Raw genomic sequence first — 23122 nt, 5'->3', positions numbered from 1 at the left:
AGTTAAAGAAAAATGAAGTAAAGCCGTTTAAACTCGCAATTTAATAAGTAATCTGTTGCTTTAGTCGACTAGTGTCCAGTATTAGGGGGTTAGACCGAATTTAGCGATTTCAGTGGCTAATGAGCTACTTTCGGCTGGAATTGTTGTATTTTTTGCAACAATCGCGTGGGAAACGTTGATTAGCTAGCAAAAAGTTGTACGAAATACAACATTACATGGACAAGTAGGCTTACGTTACTTAAGGCGCACCTTGCGTTATACGGATGAGCAAACGAATGTCTCCATATACGTCTTAGGTTTAACTTGAATTGCATTAACCCTATAAACTTCTCGCCAACGAGCGCAAAATCCTGGGCGCGCATTGGGGCGCTGCATGGCAAGGGTCAATCTCGCGTGGAAAACGCGGATCAGCGTACTAAAGTTGTACAAAGTACAACTTCACACGTTCAAGTAATCCTCACTCAGGTGTAACTTGAATTGCATCAACCTTTATAAACACGCTCAACCAAGGAAGGCATAAGCCCTTTATTGTGCACGGGACAAATTGAGTATAACTAAAGCTATGCATTTTAACAAAAGATATATTAACTATTTACAAAGATAGGTCATTTCGCTATAATCTTATTAAAGAACGAGGTTAAAGATATATCTAATTGTGTCGATTCTCCTGAATTAGGAGAATTAAACATCTGTCGAACGATTTTGGTTGGCATACATAACTCGGATGTTCACAATGGAATTCAACTTGTTCTTGTAAAGAGATCGTTTTGTAAGCGTTTCAATTTTTCTCAAATCCAAAGGATAGTGAGGGGTTCGAATGAAAGCGTTTAAATTACTTGCAATTCCAGTTGCTCTTACGATGGTCGCGGGTGTAGTTGGTTGTTCACAGGGTACAGCTAGCAAGACATCGCCGACACCACAGCCAACGACACAATCAACAGCAGCGCCGCAAAGTGCGAAGCCGGATGAAAAGAAAGTCGATTTGAAAGGTCAAAGCATTAAAATTGGTGCCTGGTATGACGGAACCGACCCAAGAACAGTGAAAGAGAAAGGCCCAGCAGAAGAAGCACAGATCAAATTAATTGAAGCTGCTGAGAAGAAATACAACTGTAAAATCGAGTTTGTTAAATTTGGGGATTACGACAAATACGTGGAGAATTTCACGACCACTTCGCTTTCTGGACAGCCGTTCGCGGATATCGTGCGATTGGAATTATTCTGGTCATTCCCACAGCTTGTGAACAAGGGATTTGTTCAGCCGATCGATCAATGGATCAAAGCATCCGATCCGAAATATATCGATTGGATGAGGGTAGGCGGCAGTTACAATGGCCATCAATATGGCTTGGTTGATTCCTCTCCGTCCCCGTACGGTATCTTCTATAATAAAACGTTAGTGCAGAAGCTTGGTTTGGAAGATCCGTATGAACTGCAGCAAAAAGGTCAATGGACTTGGGAGAAATTCCGCGAGTTCTCCAAAAAAGCGACACAGGACACGAATGGTGACGGTAAAACAGACGTATGGGGCATTACAGGAGCTTATGGCAAAGTGAAAGCTTTCACGGAGCAATTGGTTTACACGAACAAAGGGGCCGTGGATAAAGACGCAAGCGGAGCTATCAAGTTCTCTTTGAACAGTGAAAACTCCATCCAAGCGCTGCAATACGCGTCTGATTTGTTCAACGTGGACAAATCAATCGAACAGCCGATTCCAGAAGATGCAAGCAAAGAGTTCGTAGCGGGTAAAGGTGTCATGTACGCGGGCTTCAGCTGGGAACTCGGTGGTTTGAAGGATAATATGAAGGGCCAAGAACTAGGCTACGTTTTCTTCCCGAAAGGTCCGAAGGCCGACAAGTATGTGTCCTATACGCCATTCGGCAACATGTGGATGGTATCCAAGTATTCGAAGAATGCGGAAGTTGCTCTACATATTATGGACGAAATCAGCTTGAACGAAGAAGGCAGAAAGCTTTCCGAGCAATCTTGGCAGCAGTCCTACCCGAACAAAGAGTCCATGGATACTCGTAAGCAAATGAGTAATAACATTAATTACATTTCGTACTATGGGATTCCTGACGGAGAAAAATTGTTCGAAGGTATTGTGAAGGACATCACAGAAGGTAAAGTATCTCCGGCAACGGCGGTAGACAAAGTGAAGCCTCAATTTGAAGCAAAAATCAGTAAACTGCTCGAGGATAGCAAATAAACATGCATAATGCCATGCCCCTAATTCCATGCTAGCAGGGATTAGGGGCAAAGTTAAGAAAAGGGGGAAAACCCATGCGCCGAGCATACGCCAAAGTGTTCCTCATATTTGTTTTGTTTTTTACAACCGGGTTCGTACCGTATCAGTGGCTCGGCGGCGGTTCCCGCCAAATTGCTTCAGCGGAAGAGCGTCCAATAAGCAGCACAGCGCTATCGGTTTTGGCAGATACATATAAAAAAGGCAGCTATGCGGAATATTTGGCCAAGTACAAACAATCGGCGCGCCCGAGCGCTGAAGCCGTCATTCCTACAGAACAATTCAGCTCGACCCAAGGCATGAACGTCTCTGTTTTAGACAATTATCAAGGGGAAAACGGGAAGTCTATCCTGACTTCGGATACGGGATCCATTGAATGGCAATTTACAGTCGAGCAAGAAGGCATGTACAACATTGGCATCCAATACTACACGGTAAGTGGGAAAGATTCGGATATTGAAAGAGAATTGCGCATTGACGGTTCGGTCCCTTTTTCCGAGGCCAAAAGCATAACGTTTCAACGTATATGGAAAAACGATAAAAATGAGTTCGAGCGTGACGAGCAGGGCAACGAGTTGGTTCCATCGCAAGTGGAAGAGCCGATGTGGCAGGCATCATTATTAAAGGATGCGACTGGATTTAATGAGGATCCTTATCTGTTTTATTTTTCAAAAGGCAAGCACTCCATCATGTTTACTTCGGTAAGAGAACCGCTCATTATTCATTCACTTCATCTTACAAACTCGGCAACAGCGCCTTCGTATGATACGTTGGCGAGCACATATACGCAAAAAGGTTACCAGCTTGCGAAAGATGTGATGCTGCAAGTTCAAGGCGAACGCGCCTTATATAAATCTTCTCCAACACTTTTACCTTATAATGATCGTTCCAGTCCCGCGGTAGAGCCGTATCACGTATCTAAATTGCGGAATAATGCAATGGGCGGGTGGGCATGGCGGCTTCCTGGCCAATGGATCGAATGGGAAGTGGATGTGCCAGGCGACGGATTGTATCAAATAGCAGTGAAAAATCACCAAAACTATTTGCGGGGGATGGCTTCGCTTCGAACGATGTACATCGACGGTAAAATACCCTTTCAGGAGCTTCAGCATGTCGGCTTTCCTTTCAATAGCGAATGGCAGACGACGGTGATTGGCCAAGATGCTGAACATCCGTACTTGTTTTATTTCACGAAGGGCAAACACAAAGTCCGGCTCGAAGTAACATTGGGGGATTTGGCCCCGATTCTGAATGCGGTGGAAACGAGCGTTTTGGACTTAAATGCGCTGTATCGTAAGATTATTAGCTTTACGGGGACGGTGCCCGATTCGTTCCGGGACTATCAGCTCGAGCAAAGAATTCCTGAGATGGCTGGGGAGTTTCGCAAACAAAGCGACCTGCTCTATAAAATTACGAAGTTGATTCAAGGACAGAACGGAAAGAACGACGAGCGGACCGCGATGTTGAATACGCTGGCTTACCAGCTCAGTGATATGGCAGACCGACCGGATACGGTGCCATCCCGGATTGATCAGTTCAAAACCAATGTAGGAGGACTCGGGGCGTGGCTGCTTTCGGTGAATGAACAACCACTCGCCATCGATTATCTGACGCTAAGCTCGCCGCAAGCTAAGCTGCCGAATCCGGAAGCGACTGCGTGGCAGAAATTCAAAAGCAGCTCTGCAGCTTTCATCGCTTCCTTCTTTGAGAATTACGATCAGTTATCGAACGCAAAAGAGGGAGCCGATTCGGTTTCGGTATGGGTGACTTCAGCGCGTGACCAAGCGCAGACCATCAAGAAATTGATTGACGAAACCTTTACACCAAAGACAGGAATAAAAATCAATTTGAAGTTGGTATCAGCAGATATTTTGCTGCCTTCTACGGTAGCAGGTAAAGGACCGGACGTAGCGCTGCAAGCTCCCAACGATTTGCCTGTCAATTATGCAAGCCGCAACGCGATGCAGGATCTATCGGTGTTTCCAGATTTCAACAGCGTGAAATCACGCTTTAGCGAGAGTTCGATGGTTCCGTATGAGTTTTCAGGAAGCTATTACGCGCTGCCGGAAACGCAAACCTTCCCAGTTCTCTTCTATCGGAAAGATATATTGGAAGATGAACTGAAGATGAAGCCTCCGCAAACGTGGGAGGACGTATACGATTTGCTGCCTACCCTGCAGAAGCACAACTTGCAGTTCGGACTTCCGCAAAAACCGCTCAACACCTTCGGTAATGACTTGGAAACCAGAGATATCATTACGCTTCCGCCGAATCCGGCTTTAGCCATGTTTTTATACCAGCATGATGGACAGTTTTATAAAAAAGATGGAACCTCCAGCGGTCTTGATTCGGAAACAGCGATCAAGGAGTTCAAACAGTGGACTGATTTTTACGTGAATTATAAAATTCCGATCGCAGCGGACTTCGCTAACCGTTTCCGTACAGGCGAAATGCCAATTGGCATCGCTGACTACACAATGTACAACAAGTTGTCTGTCTTTGCCCCGGAAATTAAAGGATTGTGGGAGTTTGCACCCGTACCTGGTACGAAAAAGCCGGATGGATCCCTTCGTCGCGATGTTGGCAGCGGGGGATCGGGCGTCGTCATGTTCAAACGCACGAAAAACAAAGATGCGGCGTGGAAATTTATGGAATGGTGGACCAGCAAAGAGACCCAAATCGCGTTTGGACGTCAAATGGAAATTCGTATGGGATCTTCGGCTAGGTATCCGACGGCCAACATGGAAGCTTTAGCCGCTCTGCCTTGGCCTTCCAGAGATTTCGACAGATTGAAGGAGCAAATGAAGTGGGTGAAAGGGATACCCGAGGTCCCAGGCGGTTATTTGACGGGACGCAACATTGATAACGCATTTCGTAGAGTCGTCGTACAAGGCGACGATGCACGCGAAACGATGGATTATTACGTTCGTTATATCAACGACGAAATTGCTTTAAAACGGAAAGAGTTTAATCTTCCCTACGAGAAATGAGGGGGCGCCATGAAACAACAGCCTGCAGTGAACCCTAGCTTGCCACGTGATACTGGAACAACCGTGATGAAATCCAACTCGGCGTTCCGAGGTAAAATCGGCCGACTGGGCAGTGATGTCAAAAAACATAAGCATGCCTATATGTTAATAGCGCCATATTTTCTTATTTTCCTTACATTTACGGTATTTCCCGTATTAATGTCCGTCTGTTTAAGCTTCACAAGCTACAATATGCTTGAACCGCCTAAATGGGTTGGTTGGCAAAATTTCGCCAGACTGTTCGTACAGGATGACATCTTTTTGATCGCACTCAAAAATACGCTCCTGTTTGCGTTAATTACAGGACCGATCAGCTACATGGCTTGCTTCCTATTCGCTTGGCTGATCAATGAGCTGCGGCCTAAGCTGCGCGCTGTGCTCACGCTAATCCTGTATGCACCTTCGATTTCAGGTAATACGTACTTGATCTGGCAGACTTTATTCGCCAGCGATTCATACGGATATGCCAATTCATTTCTGATCAAATGGGGGATGATCCTGGAGCCGATCCAGTGGCTGCAGGATCCAAGATTCGTTCTTGCGATTCTGATCCTCGTACAGCTGTGGCTCAGTTTAGGAACATCCTTTCTAGCCTTTATAGCTGGTCTGCAAAATGTAGATCGCACGCTGTATGAAGCCGGTGCCATCGATGGCGTGCGTAACCGTTGGCAGGAGCTATGGTTTATTACACTGCCGGCCATGCGGCCACAGCTGCTGTTCGGCGCGGTTATTCAAATCACGCTCGCTTTCTCTGTGGCTGAAATTTCTATCTACATGATTGGCTTCCCGAGTGTTGATTACGCAGCACATACGATTGTGACCCACTTAGTCGACTATGGTTCGATCCGTTTCGAGATGGGGTACGCCTCGGCGATCGCGACCGTCTTGTTTACCATCATGTTTGCAACAAACCTCTTGACGCGTAAGCTGCTAGGAAAAGTGGGTGAATGACCGGGATGAAGCTGACATTAAAGATGCCAAAGCGTTTGAACCGTTCTTGGGCGGTTGATATTTTACTGTTCCTGCTGCTTGGCGGCATAGCCTTCTTTATGGCACTGCCGCTGATTTTTACCATTAGCAATGCGTTTAAACCGATCGATGAAATATTCGTGTTCCCACCCAAGCTATTAGTGCGAAATCCGACATTCAAAAACTTTACAGATTTGGCGAACATTTTTTCCGATTCATGGGTGCCATTCTCGCGTTATGTGTTCAATACATTCTTAATTGCCATTGTCGGCACAGTGGGGCATGTCATCATCGCATCCGCCGCTGCTTATCCGCTGGCCAAAATCAGATTCCCAGGCAGGAACATCCTGTTCAATCTGGTCGTTATGTCGCTTATGTTTACGGCTTATGTTACACAGGTACCAAACTACATGACCATTTCTTGGCTTCATCTCATTAATACCTATTGGGCGATCATCTTGCCGTCCTTCGGCATGACACTCGGCTTGTATCTGATGAAACAGTTTATGGAGCAAGTCCCAGACTCTCTTCTGGAAGCAGCGAAAATTGATGGTGCCAGCGAATACCGGATTTTTTGGCAGATCGTCATGCCGATCGTTAAGCCTGCGTGGCTGACGCTGGTCATTTTTTCGCTGCAAAATTTGTGGACGAATGGTTCCGTGACGAGCCATAAATATATTTACAGCGAGCAGTTGAAGACCGTTGATTACGTATTCGGGCAAATAGCAAGCGGTGGATTGGTGCGGACCGGACCGGTGTCAGCCGTTACCCTGCTTATGATGGCCGTGCCGATTACCGTGTTTATCGTGACGCAAAGCAACATCATCCAAACCATGTCCACTTCTGGTCTGAAAGAGTAAACAGGGGGGAGCCACTTGAAAAGAATACTAATCATGATGTTCGCCGTTGTGCTTTTCATCGGTATGGCCGCTCCTGTATATGCCGCACCTAACAACGATACGTACAATTACAATTTTTGGGGACAGAGCGTCCCGGCTCCGAGTCCTTATGAGCTGGAGCAGGTCATGTATGGAACAGACTGGAAAACGGGCAATCTGTCGTCGCCCCAGGATCTATACATCGGCAGTGATCGCCGAATCTACATTGCGGATACCGGAAATGATCGAATCGTCGTATTGAATGATCAGTTTCGGGAAGTTCAGGTTATTTCCGGGTTCGATAATAACGGAAGCAAGGAAACGTTCAACAAGCCGGAAGGCGTGTTCTACAACGGAACCAACGGTCATCTTCTTATCGCGGATACGCAAAACAGAAGGCTGGTAGAATTGAACGGTCAGGGAGCGTTGGTACGTGTAATGGGGGAGCCGAAGTCTTCCCTGCTGCGCGAAGGATTCCAATACATGCCAACTAAGCTGGTTATCGACAAAGCGCAGCGGATCTATGTCATCAGTCGCGGATCCTACGAAGGAATAATGGAATTTGATACCGATGGTGAATTCAACGGGTTTATCGGTACGAATCGCGTGAAGTTCAATCCCGTGGATTTGTTCTGGAAACGGATTTCGACGAAAGCGCAGCGCGAGCAAATGCAGCTGTTCATTCCGCTTGAATTTAATAACTTGGACATTGATGAAGACGGTTTTATTTATACGACCACTTCAGAGGAAAAATCGGATCGCCCGATCAAACGGCTGAACCCGTCTGGTGTGGATATTTTAAGGGATAAAGGATATTTCCCGCCTAAAGGGGATATTCGTACGCTAGAAGTTGGCAGCGCGCCTGGAAGCTCCATTTTCATCGATATTGCCAAGGATGAAGGCGGCATGTACAGTGCAATAGATTTGAAAAGGGGCCGCATTTTCACTTATGACAAAGACGGCAATCTGCTGTACGAATTCGGCGGACTTGGCAGCGAACAGGGGAAATTCCGCACGCCTTCGGCGATTGCAATGCTCGGGGACAAGGTGCTGGTGCTCGATAAAGACAACAACCGTTTGTCTGTCTTCCAGCCTACACGTTATGGAAGCCTAATACGCGAAGCAGTAAAATCGCTCTATGACGGGAAAACGGATGCCTCTACCGCTTCATGGCGGCAAGTGCTTCAAATGAATGGTAACTTTGAGGTGGCCTACATCGGGATCGGTAAATCGTTATTGAAAAATGGCGACAACCGCGGGGCGATGAGCTATTTCAAATTGGGAAATAACCGTGACTATTATTCCGAAGCTTTCAAACGGTACCGGAAAGAAGTCGTGTTCACGCATTTTGGCACCATCGTACTAGGCTTTGCGCTTGTCTTCGGTCTTGGTTATACAGCTGTGAAGCTTGCTGGCAGAAGAATGCGTGGAAAGCATTACACGGAAATCGGTGTGTTGAAAAATCCTTTTTATACGATGGTGCATCCGTTTAACGGATTTTGGGAGATGAAGTACGAACAAAAGGGCAGGTTGAAGGTTGTAATCATCTGCTTACTCCTCCTCGTGCTCTTCACCATTTTGAAACGACAGTACAGCGGGTTTGTCGTCAATATGAACAATCCGCTCGAGCTGAACAGTCTGAATGAGCTGAAATTCATCGTTCTTCCGTTTCTGCTTTGGTGTATTGCGAATTGGTCTTTGACCACTTTGATGGATGGGGAAGGCAAGTTTAAAGAAATCGTAATGGCAACAGGCTATGCTCTGATGCCGCTCATTCTGATTTACCTCCCGCAGACGCTTTACAGCAATGTAATTACAGGAAGTGAAAGCACGTTTTATTATTTGCTCGATGCAATTGCGTACATCTGGTTCATCTGGCTGCTGTTTGTTGGCACCATGACGGTTCATCAATATTCAGCTTCCAAGACGGTGATCACGATGATTCTGACGCTTGTTGTCATTGGTATCATCATCTTCCTTGGGGTATTGTTCTTCAGCATGCTGCAGCAAATGATCAATTTTATCACATCCATTTACCGCGAACTCTCATTCAGATTTTAGCGGAACACGATAGATTTACTAAGATTATGTTTACGAAGAAAGTTTTCCTTCGGAAAACGCTAAGGAGGGATGAAGGTGTCCAGCAAGATGAAAATATCCCTTGGCATCCTGAGCGCCGGTTTGGTAGCCTGCAGTCTGATCGTGATCTACTCGCAGGATCAATCCGTAAGCATGGCGGAAGCTCAATCCCAGGTCAAATCAATTCTTCCAGATCAAGCAGGTAAGAGAAATCCCGTAACTGCCGCAAGCGCGGAGGTTCGTGCTGGAAGTGGAATGGTTGCTGTATCGTCCAATACAGCGGAGGAACAGAGGGCTCTTCAAGCCATGGAGCTGGTGGCCCAGAATGAAATTCTGATGCTCTACGTCAAACGCGAGACGGCCGAGGTTGCGGTCAAGGACAAAAGAGACGGCTATATCTGGTTCTCCAATCCAGTGGATCGAGAGAAAGATCCCAAAGCTTCTCCTTTGTATAAATCAGAGCTATCGTCCCAACTGTTAGTTACCTACTACAACGAAAAAGGGCAGCTTAATACGTTCAACAGTTACGACGATAGCGTAAAAAAGAAGCAATTTAAAATCAGCAGCGTGGATAAAGGTATCAAAATCGTATACCAGCTGGGAAATATTCCGAAAGATTACGGCAATATTCCTAAGGTGATCGGTAAACAGCGGTTTGAGGAGCGAATTCTGGGGAAGCTGACGGACAAGGACACCCGTGAGGATGTCGCTTTCAAATTCCGATATGACGAACAGAAGCAAGTATATGAAGTTCGCAAGCTGCAGGATTTTGTGGCGGAGGAGCTGTCCAAAAAACTAGAGGTAATCGGTTATACGAACGAAGAAGCCGCCAAGGACAATAAGGACAATGGGGCGGGAGGCAGTGCACAAGAGGAAGGTCCGAGGTTTACAGTTCCACTTGAGTACACATTGGACGGAGAGCATCTTGTTGTCAAGACAGCTGGCAAGGAGCTTCAATATACGAATGCTTATCCGATTGCCATGCTGCAGCTGCTCAAATATTTCGGGGCTGCTGATGATAAAAAAGACGGTTACATGTTCGTCCCTGACGGGTCTGGCGCCTTGATTCATCTGAATAACAACAAAAAGAACGCGGAGGCGTACAATCTTCCGGTTTACGGTTCAGATGGCACTTACGACGTCAAAGAAAAGATTCAAACAAACGAAACCACGAGACTGCCCGTCTTCGGCATAAAGCAGAACGATCACGCTATGCTCGGTATGATTGAAGGCGGAGATGCTTTGGCCAATATTACGGCAGACATCTCCGGCAGAAACGATTCTTACAACACAGTTGGCGGGAAGTTTAGAGTCATGGATATGGACTTCTATACGTTAACGTCAGGAACCAAAAAGAGCTCCGTACCGATGTTCGGGCAGAAGCCGTTTCAAGGGGATTATCAGATTCGATATGACTTTTTGTCAGGACCTTCATCCGACTACACGGCTATGGCTGGCAAGTATAGAGAGTATTTGGTGAATAAACACGGTCTGAAAAAGCTGGAGCCTGCTAAGGCAAGTCCTTTCCTGCTTGAGGTGGAGGGGGCGTTCCAGAAACAAGCATCTTTTGTCGGTGTCCCGTATCAATCAACGGAAGCGCTGACCACCTTTGATGAAACGCAGTCGATGTTAACAGCTTTGAAAGAAAAAGGAGTCAAGGATATCGGGCTCCGCTATGTCGGCTGGTTTAATGACGGGATTCGGCATACGTCTCCATCGAACGTTGATGTGGTTAGTGAGTTAGGTGGTAAGAAGGGGCTCAACAAGCTAATCGATTATGTATCAAAGGAGAACATCCATCTATTCCTAGATGTAGCTTTTCTTGAAAAATATAAAGGAGCTTCAGACGCAGCTTCCTTTTTAGACAGACAGAAGGCCAAAATTTACAAGTATGACCCTGTCATGTATGTCAAAGATACATCGAAATTTTCACATTACTTATTATCGCCGTCTGCGCTGGCAAAAACAGTGGACGGATTTGTCTCCGATTACGAAAAGCTTGGCCTTACAGGCTTGTCTCTTAGGGATTTAGGGAATGAAGTGAATTCAGACTTCAACCCAGATCATCCGATTAACCGGCAGGAAGCGTTAAACATTGCCGCTCTCGAAACCGAGAAGCTGAAGCAGCGAGCCAATAACCTAATGGTGAATGGCGGCAATGCCTACAGCTTGCCGTACGCTAATATGATTGTGAATGCTCCGACCAAAAGCAGTCGCCTGAATTTGACCGACGAAGACGTACCCTTTTATCAAATCGCGCTTCATGGTTTTTATGATCTCGCCGGGGAGCCGTTTAATATGCAGAGCGTAACCGATTCACGCGATTCCCTGCTGAAAGCGCTGGAGACGGGATCGGACATTTATTACCAGTGGTACTATAGCGATTCATCTGCGGTTAAGGATTCGGATTATAACGAACTATATGCGCTGCATTACAGGGATTGGCTGGATCAAGCGGCTGGTTTCTACAAAGAGGCTAGCACTGTGCTGAATGAGGTCAGGCAATATGTAATTACGGATCATCGTAAATTGGCAGAAGGTGTAGTTCAAACGACCTTCGAGAATGGGAAGAAGATTATTATCAATTACAACAGCGCTGCGGTACAGGTGAACGATAAACAACTAGAGGCCAAGAGCTACTGGGTAGGAGGTGAGTGATTTGCGGAAAAAAAGATTATCGTTGGAACAGACGAAAGCGTGGTACGGCGTTTTGTTCGTATCTCCCCTCATCCTGGGGATGGTCATGCTTTTTCTGCTGCCGCTCATTCAATCGTTCCGATTCAGCTTAAGTTCCATACAAATGGTAGAGGGCGGCTTTGCCGTACTGCCTAAAGGATTTAGCAACTATGTCAGCTTATTTTCTTCTAATCCGGACTATCCACGGTTATTGGCGGAAGGTGTCGTCAACATGGTTGTGAATGTGCCGATCATCATTATTTTCAGCTTGTTCGCAGCGGTGTTATTGAATCAAAAATTTAAAGGGCGCGCCCTTGCGCGCGCGATCTTCTTTTTACCGGTCATTCTGGCGTCGAGCGCCCTTGCTAATCTAGATATCAGCAGTTTCGTTGGAGGTTCGGCTCTCAGTGGAAGCGGGAGCGGAGACGGTTCTAATATGCTGCAAAGCTTTGAACTCAAAAAAATGCTGCTGGATTCGGGCATGGCTCCTATCGTAGTCAATTACATCACTAGTGCTGTAGATCGGATTTATGAAATTATCAGCTCATCTGGTGTGCAAATTTTGATTTTCTTGGCAGGGCTTCAATCGATCTCCCCTTCCTTGTACGAGGCATCCAAAATCGAAGGGGCAACAGGATACGAGATTTTTTGGAAAGTGACGTTTCCAATGATGTCCCCGCTGATATTAACGAACTTGGTCTATTCCATTATTGATTCCTTCAGCAGAAATAAAATGAATACGCTCATTTCGCAAACGGCGTTCAAAACCTTCGATTTCGGATTAAGTGCGGCAATGTCCTGGGTGTACTTCATTGTTGTGGCTATCATCCTTGTCATCTCCACTGCGCTTGTCTCAAGAAAAGTATTTTATTACGACTGATGGAGGGATAGGACTATGAAATCGCAGGCTGTACGTATGGACGGATGGATTAGCAGGCGTAATCCGCTGGAAAAGGCAAAAAATTGGACATGGCAGATCATACGCGCCATCTTGGTGCTTGGCTTTTGCTATATTATTTTGTTTCCCATATTTTTAAGACTATCGGTTGCCTTTCGTGGCAGAATCGACATTTATGATCCAACGGTACTGTGGATTCCCCGGCACTTCACACTCGAAAATTTGAAGATTGCAATCTCAGCGACAAACTATTTGTCAGCTTTATGGAATACGTTCCTTATCTCGTCTACGACAACGCTGATTCAGGTTTGTTCTTGCGCGTTAGCGGGATACGCTTTTGCGAGATTGAAATTTAAAGGCAGCGGGCTGTTGTTTGGTCTGGTCATTTTCACCATCGTCGTGCCGCCTCAAACGATCATGATTCCGCTCTATTTAACATACCGGTATTTTGATCTTTTCGGATTAGTTGGGTTATTTTCAGGGAAGAGCAGTATCAATCTGATCGACACATTCTGGCCGTTTCTTATCTCTTCTGCCACAGCAATGGGGCTGAAAAACGGGCTTTATATTTATATTTTCCGCCAGTTTTTCCGGGGGATTCCCAAGGAAATTGAAGAAGCCGCCCTCGCGGACGGAGCGGGAATTTTCAAAACCTTTTATAGGATTATGCTGCCTAACGCCATTCCTGCCGTTGTCACTGTCGTTTTGTTCTCGTTTGTATGGCAGTGGAACGATAGCTATTATGTATCCCTGTTTTTGAGTAAAGTGAAGGTGCTTTCGACACAGCTGACGGATATGGGGCCAGCTCTAGGCAAAGAGCCGGATCCGGTATACCAGTCTATGCTGCTCAACACAGGAGTACTGCTGATGATGGGGCCTTTGATTGCGTTGTATTTGTTCGTTCAGCGTTATTTCGTGGAAAGCGTGGAACGTACCGGTTTAGTAGGTTAATAAAGATAAAGATAGGGTGGAGGAGAAACTGTGAACAAAGATGGATGGCAGCTGAAAGGATTCCATATGCGCTTCGGATCGCATGAGGATGTTGGGAATTTAAAGCGAGTGGTCGAGGAAGCGTTGGCGCCTATGGGTGTGAATGTTTTGATGCTAGAATGCAACACTTCGTTTCAGTTCCAATCTCATCCGGAAGTATCGGGTGGCACTTTGACGAAGGAAGATGCGAGGGAATTATCCGCCTTATGTAAGCGGCACGGCATCCGGTTGATCCCTTTGTTTGATTGTTTGGGTCATCAAGGCTGGGGCGGAGGGCGGAATTCGCTTCTGCGCGCATATCCGGAATTCGATGAAACCCCGCATGTGCCAGAGGATGCCAAGTGGCCTGAATTTTACTGCCCGAGCTGGTGTCCGTCCCATCCGGACATTAATCCGCTCGTGTTCGATCTGATGGATGAGCTGATCGATGCTTTTGAAGCGGATGCGCTGCACGTCGGCATGGACGAAGTGTTCGCCATAGCGGATGATGGGTGCCCACGGTGTCGTGGGAAAAATAAGGCGGAACTGTTTGCAAAAGCGACGAATGATTATTACGAGCATTTGGTTCGCAAACGGAAGGTACAGATGCTCATGTGGGCGGACCGGTTAATTGACGCCAAAGGCATGGGGTATACAGAGTGGGACGGCGACATTTACGGCATTTGGCCGGCTGTGGATCTTATTCCGAAAGACATTATATTGTGCGATTGGCACTACGATAAATTGGATGCTTATCCATCCGTCGGGCATTTGCTCGACAAAGGGTTTGAAGTGTGGCCCAGCTGTTGGAAAACACCGGAAGCGGCACTTGATCTGCTCGAGCAGTCCATCCGCCAAGCGGAAGAGCGGGGGGCGGTTGACCGCATGCCTGGCATGCTGGTGACCGGCTGGAATGCCAATGGTGCCAAACTGGTGACGGCGCTGCTGGGAGATGGTGACTTAGGCGAAGATACGGGCGATATTAAGGGCATTGCAGCTACGCTGAAGACGGTCATGGAGGAGCTCCGACTACGGACAGAGCATCTTGAAGCATAGAGATGATATTACATAGAAATGGAGACAACGCCATGACACAGTCCAAAACCGTACATATCATTTCGCATACACATTGGGACAGGGAATGGTATTTGCCCTATGAAAAGCATCACGTTTTGTTGATCAAGTTAATGGATACGCTGATTCAAACCCTCAGGAAAGATGATGGATACCGCAGCTTTCATCTGGACGGTCAAACGATCATCTTAGAGGACTACTTGCAAATACGGCCGGAAATGAAGGAGACGCTAGAGCAATTGATTCGCGGAGGGCGCATCCACATCGGCCCGTGGTATGTACTGCAGGATGAATTTTTAACGAGCAGCGAAGCGAATGTACGTAATTTGCTAATCGGCCACCGCGATGCTAAAGCTTATGGCTGCATTTCGAAGTTGGGTTATTTTCCGGATTCCTTCGGCAACATGGGGCAAGCACCGCAGCTGCTGCGGCAAGCAGACATTAAGAACGCCGTGTTCGGTCGTGGTGTGAAGCCGACGGGTTTTAACAACGAAGTATCGGAATCTCAGGCTTATGAGTCGCCGTATTCGGAGATGTTTTGGGAAGCGCCTGACGGCTCCAAGGTGCTGGGTATTTTATTTGCTAATTGGTACAGCAACGGGAATGAGATCCCTGTGAATCCAGAAGCGGCATCCAAGTATTGGGATAAAAAACTAGCAGAGGTATCCCAATATGCTTCTACGCCTCATTGGTTGTTCATGAACGGGTGCGATCATCAGCCTGTGCAGACTGATCTGACGGATGCGATCGGCACAGCTGAGAAGCTGTACCCGGACATTCGGTTCATCCACTCCAATTTTGAAGATTATTTAAGTGAAGTGAACCGGACGATCCCGGGTGACCTATCCGTCATTCGCGGAGAGCTTCGAAGCCAGCATACCGACGGCTGGTCTACGCTTGTAAATACGGCATCTTCACGAGTTTATATCAAGCAAAGAAATCAAGAAGGCCAGACACTCTTGGAAAAGGTGGCGGAGCCTTTGGCTGCCTTTGCTTACCAAGCAGGATGCCCATATCCCCATCATCTGTTTACCTATGCCTGGAAAACATTAATGCAGAACCATCCGCATGACAGCATTTGCGGGTGCAGCGTCGACGAAGTGCATGTCGAAATGATGACGCGTTTTGAGAAAAGCAAGCATGTGGCCGAATCTATCGCCCACGATAGCCTGACTTGGTTGGCAGAACGAGTGGATACGTCTGTGTTTTCCGGTTACGGCAAAGAGGCGACGCCTTTTCTGGTGACGAATACAACAGGATGGGAACGAAGTGGCACCGTAACCGTACAGCTGGAATTAAACAGGGTCTACTTCCGTGATGGCAGGGATTTTCGGGATATGAGACAGGACGTAAAGCAGAAGAGCTTGGACGATGTTGTGTTGGTTGATGTGGGTGGGAAACCTATTCCTTTTGGATTAGAGGATATGGGCATTCACTTTGGGTATGATTTACCTGACGACAAGTTCAGGCAGCCATATTTCGCGCGTGCCGTCCGTGTGACCTTCGAAGCGGCTAATGTGCCTGCTTTGGGGTACAAAACCTATGCATTGACCCGTGATGCCTCATTAAAGCTGCTCCTTTCACCGACTTCTTTAATCGTTAGTAAACACGCGATGGAAAACGAATATTTGAGTGTCCAAATCGCTGAAGACGGCTCGCTTACGGTAACGGAGAAGCTTGAGGGAACGGTCTACAAAGGCTTGGGCGTATATGAAAATACGGGAGATATCGGCAATGAGTATATGTACCGCCAAGCTTGCGGAGACACGGCTGTGACTACGCGTGGTATACCGGCATCTATTCGTATTCAGGAAGATACGCCTTACCGAGCTAGCATAGTGATCGTTCACGAGTTGGAAATACCGGCATCTGCCGAGGAATTGCTGGAAATGGAAAGGAAGGAACTGGTCTGGTTTACTGGGCGCAAGTCGGCGCGATCTGATGCAAAGATTATTTTGAAAATCACGACCGTTGTATCCTTGGATAAAAACGGAAAACGCGTTGATATTGCATCAACCTTTAACAATCAAGCCAAAGATCACCGTTTGCGAATGCTGTTTCCTACTGGATTGGAAGCAGAAACCCATTTTGCTGATTCCGTCTTTGAAGTGCCGGAGCGGAGCAATACAACGACAGTTGAATGGAAAAATCCAAGCAACTGCCAGCACCAGCAAGCATTCGTAACCGTGGCGGGGGCACGGCAGGGGCTTACTATCGCCAACCGCGGTTTGAACGAATACGAAATCGTTCGAGAAGATAGCGGCCAAACTATCGCAGTCACACTGCTTCGAGCTGTAGGGGAATTAGGCGACTGGGGCTACTTCCCAACGCCAGAAGCACAGTGTCTCGGCGAACACACCGTGCACCTATCCGTTATCCCTTATGCGGTGCCTGTCGAGACGGCTGAAGAAGATCCGCTAGTTCATGGCTCCGGTGCCATACAGGCTGCCCATCAATATCAAATACCTTGGTCCGTAAGGCAAACGGAGGTTCATCACGGTGAACTGCCGCCGACTAACGCTTTTGGGGGCTGGGAAGGTCAAGCTATGGTCTTCTCCGCAATGAAAGTTTCCGAGGAGACAGGGGATATGATTGCGCGTTGGTATAACATCTCTGCACAGGAGAGAGTTCTGAAGATAGACCTCCCTGAGAAGTTCCATAACGCTTATAAAAGTGATATTCTAGAACGGCGTTTGGATTGTCTGCAGCAGGAGGGAGCGGAGCGTTTGTCCGTTTCCGTTCGTCCAGCAGAAATCGTTACGATTAGTTTTGAACAACTATGAAAATGTAAGAAAAAAGACTATTTCAGAAGCGGATATCAAGTGTCCGTATATGAAGTAGTCTTTTTTTGCTAAATAAGAAAATTCTTTGGAGCGCAAAAAGATTTATTGACTATATTTTCCTGGTGTTTTGTATTCAGACTTTTGAGAGAATGGAGAATTAGGAAGCAAGTCGTACATCGTACAACAGTTTCCATGATTTCTTCTGAGCAAGCTAAGGATGTTGTTGGAGACCGTCGATGGATTTATCATGTCTCTCACAACTGGTATTCAAAACTCCAAAATTCGACTTTTAATCATTCAGCTTTCATGAGGGCAAATGGGCTATAGTGGTTACCAAAGTTGTATTATGTACAACAATTCACACGCCCAAAGGCTACTTCGCAACTTGAAGTTGCAGTTTGTACAACATTTTGAGCCCATTTGTTGCGAAATGGCCTGGATAGGACAAAATTGTTGTACATGATGCAACAACGAAGGGAGTAAGGCGAGATTTAGGCCGTTATTGTTGCACTTTTTACAACATCGTTCAACAGAAAGTATGGATTCAACCATCCAGCAACCTCATTTGAGCATATATGACGATTGAAAGCGGACTTTTTTTATTTGGACACATACCCAATAAATTTATAGATTTTTCTATAATTTTTTAAGGGTTTTTGGGCTCAAAACTTTTATTATAGGTTTATAACATTGAAGTAAGGAGTGAAGCAGCCTTGAATGGAAATATCAATAAAGCTCCTAGACTCCCTTTAACGACAAGCGAGCATAAAGCTTTGCAGCTGAGACGAAGAAGAAGATTGAAGCAAAACATTCCGCTTTTTATCATGCTTTTCCCTGTCATTGCTTACTATATTCTGTTCAAATATTGGCCGATGGGCGGACTTGTTATCGCTTTCAAAAATTACAATTTTGCTGATGGTATTTTGCACAGTCCATGGGTTGGCCTGAAAAATTTTAAAGTTTTATTTTCCAGCGCCAGTACGCTTCAGATTATATGGAACACCTTTTGGCTCAGCTTTTTGAATTTGCTTGTCGGGTTCCCGGTACCCATCTTCCTCGCCATTCTGCTTAATGAAGTGAGGAAGACATGGTTCAAGAAATGGGTTCAAACGATCGTCTATCTGCCGCACTTTTTCTCTTGGGTCATTGTCGCAGGTCTCGTGTTGTCCTTATTTGCAACCGACTATGGCTCGATTAATAAGGTACTTAAACTATTCAATATTGAGCCTATAACTTTCCTTTACGAGTCAAAATCCTGGGTTGCCGTATTCGTTGGTTCGGGGGTTTGGAAGGAAATGGGGTTTAGCACAATTATTTATTTGGCCGCTCTAACGAACATAGATCCTGCCCTTTACGAGTCAGCAGGTATGGACGGCGCTTCGAAGTGGCGGCAAATTTGGCACATTACGATTCCAGGCATTCGTCACACGATCATCCTGCTGCTCATTTTGGCTATGGGTCAATTGATGGAGGTCGGCTTTGACCAGATTTATAACCTGCAGAACTCAGCGGTTGCTGACGTGTCGGAAGTCATAAGTACTTATATTTATAAAATAGGTTTGGGAAATGCGCAATTTAGCGTAACTACGGCGATGGGGCTGTTCGAATCCGTCATTGGCTGTACGCTCGTACTGGTAGCTAACAGGATCGCCCGCAAATTCGACCAAGCTTTATTCTGATAATGAGGAGGGGCGTCCGCATGAAAGCGACAAAAGGTGAAAAAGTTTTCTTCGCAGTTAATTATGTTGTACTCGGGGCAATTGCCTTAACCTGTTTACTGCCATTTATTCATATCATAGCGCTATCAATGAGTGAGCGTTCGGCCGTAGATTCGGGACATGTCTTCTTCTGGCCGGTAGGCTTGCAGTTTACAGCATATAAGGTTTTCTTTCTAACAAGCCCGGCTTTCTCTGCTTTTAAAAATAGCATTATCATTACAATTATCGGTGTTGCACTTAGTATGGCGGGGACGGTATTGGCAGCCTATCCGTTGTCGAGAAGCTATTTGATAGGACGACGCAAATTTGTGCTTGCCATGGTGTTTACGATGTTGTTCTCAGGAGGGTTGATCCCTACTTATCTCGTCGTAAAGAACCTATCTTTAATCGATTCCTATTGGTCTCTATGGCTCACCGGGTTTATCAGCACCTATAATATGCTGCTCATGAAAAGCTACTTTGAGAATATTCCGCATGAAGTGGAAGAAGCAGCGCGAATTGACGGATGCAGCGACGTATCGCTCCTCATTCGAATTGTATTGCCGCTATCGCTTCCGATGCTGGCTACTTTAGCCTTGTTCTATGGAATTAACTATTGGAATGCGTTTATGAGCGTTCTGATGTACATCAATAAGAGTGAGATGCAGAATTTGACGGTCGTTGTCCAAGCGATGCTGCAAAAGAACGATATCTTGAATTCACCTTCCCTGGTATCAGAGGAGCAGCAAATGGTTGCTACGGAAATGGTCAAATCTGTCGGCGTTGTCGTTATGGTCGTCCCGATGCTGATCGTTTATCCGTTTCTGCAAAAATATTTTGTCAAAGGCGTTATGCTTGGTTCTGTTAAGGGTTAAACCAAATGGGGTTCCACGTTTACCAAAACTTTTCAATATAAACAGGAGGGTTCGCGCATGAAAAGAAAGTTGTGGATGGGAATGACAATAGGGGTTGTAGCATTAGGAGCAACGCTAGTTGGTTGCAGCAGCGACAAGAAAGAAGGAGCGGCAGCCGGTACTACGGCTCCGAAGGAGTCAGCAGCTGCCAAACGCGGAAATGTTACCGTTTCCATGTATGATCGAGGAGGGGTTCCTGCGTCAGAGGGGAACTACGAGGAAAATCGTTGGACCAAATATATCAATCAAAACGGTCCTGTGAATGCGAAATACGTTCCTGTCCTCCGAAGCGAGTCTACGAAAAAATTGAATGTTCTTTTTGCCTCCGGTTCTGCGCCTGATATTGTGAACGAGTACAGCACGCCGTTTCGGAACAGCCTATACGATCAAAAGCAGCTGCTTCCCATTGACGACATCTTAAAATACATGCCTGAGTACCAGAAACTGCTGGACCAGTATCCTCAGTTGAAGAAGGCGGGGACGAAACCGGACGGCAAGCTGTATGAAGTCGGTAAAGTAAAAGAAGCAGTCATACAGCATATGTTATTGATTCGTACCGACTGGTTGAAAAAGCTGAATTTGAGCATGCCGACAACAACGGAAGAACTTATGAAAGTAGCCAAAGCATTTTCTGAGCAAGATCCTGACGGCAATGGCAAGAAAGATACGTACGGGATGAACATGAGCACGTATTCGGAACAAGCCATCAACGAGATTTTCGGTGAAAATTCGTCAAAAGATTTGATTGCCTGGGGAATTAAAGATGGAAAAGTAACCCCTCTGTGGGACAATCAGCTGGCCTCCCTGACCTTCAAGAAGAAGCTCTATGACGATGGCCTTATCGATAAAGATTACATCAATGATAAAGACGGCGCAAAGGCAAAACAAGACTTCCTGAATGGTAAAATCGGCATTTACGTTAAATTTTCCGGCGGCATGTATGATCTTGTTATGAACGACTTTGCTACGCTGAAGAAAAATGTGGCAGGCGCGGAAATTGCTCCGTTAGGCTATCCGAAATCGCCGCTGGGAACATTTACCGGTGGTGTCGATAATCCTGTGCAAATGACGACTGTTGTGAACGCCAAGGCGAAGGAGCCGGAAGCTGTCGGCCGCTATCTTGACTTCATGATGAAACCGGAAACCGCTTTGAAGATTATTAACGGAGACGAAGGGACACATTGGAAGAAGAGTGCCAATGGCTGCCGTGAGACCATCGATCCAACGAAATCGAAAAATGAAGTCGGCTACGCTTTAGACTACGAAATGTTCTACTCTTCAGGAACAGATAAGTGCAACTTTACGATAAACGGATTTAATACTGCAGTACCGGAACAGAAAGCCGGTTCGGACATGTATAAAGAACTTCAGAAAATTTATTTCGATTCGCAAAGACAATACCCTGGAATGACTCATGGGGAACATATGCCGGTCTATCCTGCTGATCTCCAAACTCTTAATACAACAATTCTTAAAGAGCAAAACGACATTTTTGTTAAGGCCATCATCAGCGGTGCGAAATACAGCCCGGAACAAGCGATTAAAGACGGACAAGCGGCATGGGATAAAGCCGGCGGCAAGCAACTTGAAGACTTTATGAACAAATGGTATGCGGAAAATAAAGATAAAGCGTTCCTTGCCAAGGATATTATGACAATTGCTAGACAACAAATGGAGCAAGTGAAGTAACTGATTTTGAAGGAGGAGCTGGACATGGATATGCGATTGCCTGCCCTTGCAGACATCGCTTGAATGTCCAGCTTCATTCATTTTTCATATCATCGGATAGTTGATCACATCATAGGGGGAAATAGAAATGAACAAGGTGAAAGTCGCCATCATTGGCTGCGGCGGTATAGCAACAGGTAAGCACTTACCCAGCCTAGCAAAGATAGAGCAGGTCGAAATTATTGGTTTTTTTGATATCGTGCTTGAGCGTGCTCAGCAAGCGGCAGAGAAGTTTGGTGCTCCCGGGGCGAAGGTGTTTGAGAACTATTATGAGCTTCTTGCTGATGCTTCGATTGACGTCGTTCATGTCTGTACTCCAAATGACTCGCATGCGGAGATTTCGATCGCAGCTATGGAAGCAGGCAAGCACGTCATGTGTGAAAAGCCGATGGCCAAAACAGCCGCCGATGCTAGGCGTATGGTTGAAGCAGCTAAGCGTACAGGTAAGAAGCTGACCATTGGCTACAATAATCGCTTCCGAGCGGATAGTCAGTATTTGAAGAAAGTGGTTGAAGACGGTGATCTAGGCGACATTTATTTTGCCAAAGCGCATGCCATTCGCAGGCGTGGGGTTCCAACTTGGGGTGTATTTCTGGATGAAGACAAACAAGGCGGAGGCCCGCTGATCGACATCGGTACACATGCTCTCGATTTAACGCTGTGGATGATGAATAACTACGAACCTAAGGTGGTGCTTGGCACCGCTTATCATAAGCTGTCACGGAAAGAAAATGCCGCAAATTCATGGGGTCCTTGGGATCCTGAGAAATTCAAAGTGGAAGACTCCGCATTTGCGATGATCGTGATGAAAAATGGCGCGACTGTGATGGTGGAGGCGAGTTGGGCTTTAAATACATTGGATACGAAGGAAGCAAAGTGTACGCTTTGCGGTACAGAAGGCGGAGCGGACATGCAGGATGGCTTACGCATAAATGGCGAAAACCACAGTCGTTTATACGTCAATCAGTTGCAATTCGATGCCAAAGGTGCAGACTTCTACGAGGGTAAAAAAGAGAGCATGTCGGATAAAGAAATCCGTACATGGATTGATGCTGTAATGAACGATAAGCAGCCTATTGTAACGCCAGAGCAATCGTGTGTGGTTTCCGAAATACTCGAGGCTATCTACGAATCCAATAGAACGGGAAAAGCGGTTTATTTTGACTAAAATAACCCGAAATGAGGC

Annotated in this window: 14 protein-coding genes; all 14 read left to right on the top strand. The window is 46.3% G+C overall.

Annotation, left to right across the window (positions count from 1 at the left end):
- Positions 1-817 precede the first annotated feature (817 nt).
- On the top strand, positions 818-2206 hold the full coding sequence (locus ASD40_RS16640; RefSeq protein ID WP_057304324.1) for an ABC transporter substrate-binding protein: 1389 nt from the start codon (positions 818-820) through the stop codon (positions 2204-2206).
- A 74-nt stretch (positions 2207-2280) separates the two neighbouring features.
- Positions 2281-5232 (top strand): extracellular solute-binding protein, encoded by a 2952-nt coding sequence (locus ASD40_RS16635; RefSeq protein WP_082562254.1) that lies wholly within the window; start codon positions 2281-2283, stop codon positions 5230-5232.
- Positions 5233-5298: 66 nt separating this feature from the next.
- Positions 5299-6222, top strand: coding sequence for a carbohydrate ABC transporter permease (locus ASD40_RS16630; protein WP_057304329.1), 924 nt, complete (start codon positions 5299-5301; stop codon positions 6220-6222).
- A gap of 5 nt (positions 6223-6227) precedes the next feature.
- Complete coding sequence (locus ASD40_RS16625) at positions 6228-7100, top strand: carbohydrate ABC transporter permease (protein ID WP_057304328.1); 873 nt, start codon at positions 6228-6230, stop codon at positions 7098-7100.
- Positions 7101-7115: 15 nt separating this feature from the next.
- The gene (locus tag ASD40_RS16620; protein ID WP_057304323.1) at positions 7116-9179 is read left to right on the top strand and encodes a YIP1 family protein; all 2064 of its coding nucleotides are present in this window, start codon (positions 7116-7118) and stop codon (positions 9177-9179) included.
- 75 nt (positions 9180-9254) lie between these two features.
- Positions 9255-11855, top strand: coding sequence for a DUF5696 domain-containing protein (locus ASD40_RS16615; RefSeq protein ID WP_057304322.1), 2601 nt, complete (start codon positions 9255-9257; stop codon positions 11853-11855).
- Positions 11848-12753: a carbohydrate ABC transporter permease gene (locus tag ASD40_RS16610; RefSeq protein ID WP_414858708.1), complete on the top strand. Its 906-nt coding sequence runs from the start codon at positions 11848-11850 to the stop codon at positions 12751-12753. Before ASD40_RS16615 ends, ASD40_RS16610 begins: the two co-directional genes overlap by 8 nt.
- 15 nt (positions 12754-12768) lie before the next feature.
- Positions 12769-13722, top strand: coding sequence for a carbohydrate ABC transporter permease (locus ASD40_RS16605; protein WP_057304320.1), 954 nt, complete (start codon positions 12769-12771; stop codon positions 13720-13722).
- Between the two features lie 30 nt (positions 13723-13752).
- Entirely contained in the window at positions 13753-14796 is a 1044-nt protein-coding gene (locus tag ASD40_RS16600; protein ID WP_057304319.1) for a family 20 glycosylhydrolase, read from the top strand.
- Between the two features lie 32 nt (positions 14797-14828).
- Complete coding sequence (locus ASD40_RS16595) at positions 14829-17597, top strand: alpha-mannosidase (protein WP_057304318.1); 2769 nt, start codon at positions 14829-14831, stop codon at positions 17595-17597.
- An 824-nt stretch (positions 17598-18421) separates the two neighbouring features.
- Complete coding sequence (locus tag ASD40_RS16590; RefSeq protein WP_082562255.1) at positions 18422-19276, top strand: ABC transporter permease; 855 nt, start codon at positions 18422-18424, stop codon at positions 19274-19276.
- A gap of 20 nt (positions 19277-19296) precedes the next feature.
- A complete protein-coding gene (locus ASD40_RS16585) occupies positions 19297-20169 on the top strand; it encodes a carbohydrate ABC transporter permease (RefSeq protein ID WP_057304317.1) in 873 nt (290 codons plus the stop codon).
- Positions 20170-20226: 57 nt separating this feature from the next.
- On the top strand, positions 20227-21897 hold the full coding sequence (locus ASD40_RS16580; protein WP_057304316.1) for an extracellular solute-binding protein: 1671 nt from the start codon (positions 20227-20229) through the stop codon (positions 21895-21897).
- Positions 21898-22024: 127 nt separating this feature from the next.
- Entirely contained in the window at positions 22025-23104 is a 1080-nt protein-coding gene (locus ASD40_RS16575) for a Gfo/Idh/MocA family protein (RefSeq protein ID WP_057304315.1), read from the top strand.
- The last annotated feature ends 18 nt before the right edge of the window (positions 23105-23122 follow it).

Origin of the sequence: Paenibacillus sp. Root444D2 (genome assembly GCF_001426375.1) — a bacterium.
GTDB lineage: Bacteria > Bacillota > Bacilli > Paenibacillales > NBRC-103111 > Paenibacillus_E.
This window is presented reverse-complemented; position numbering and strand designations above follow the sequence as displayed.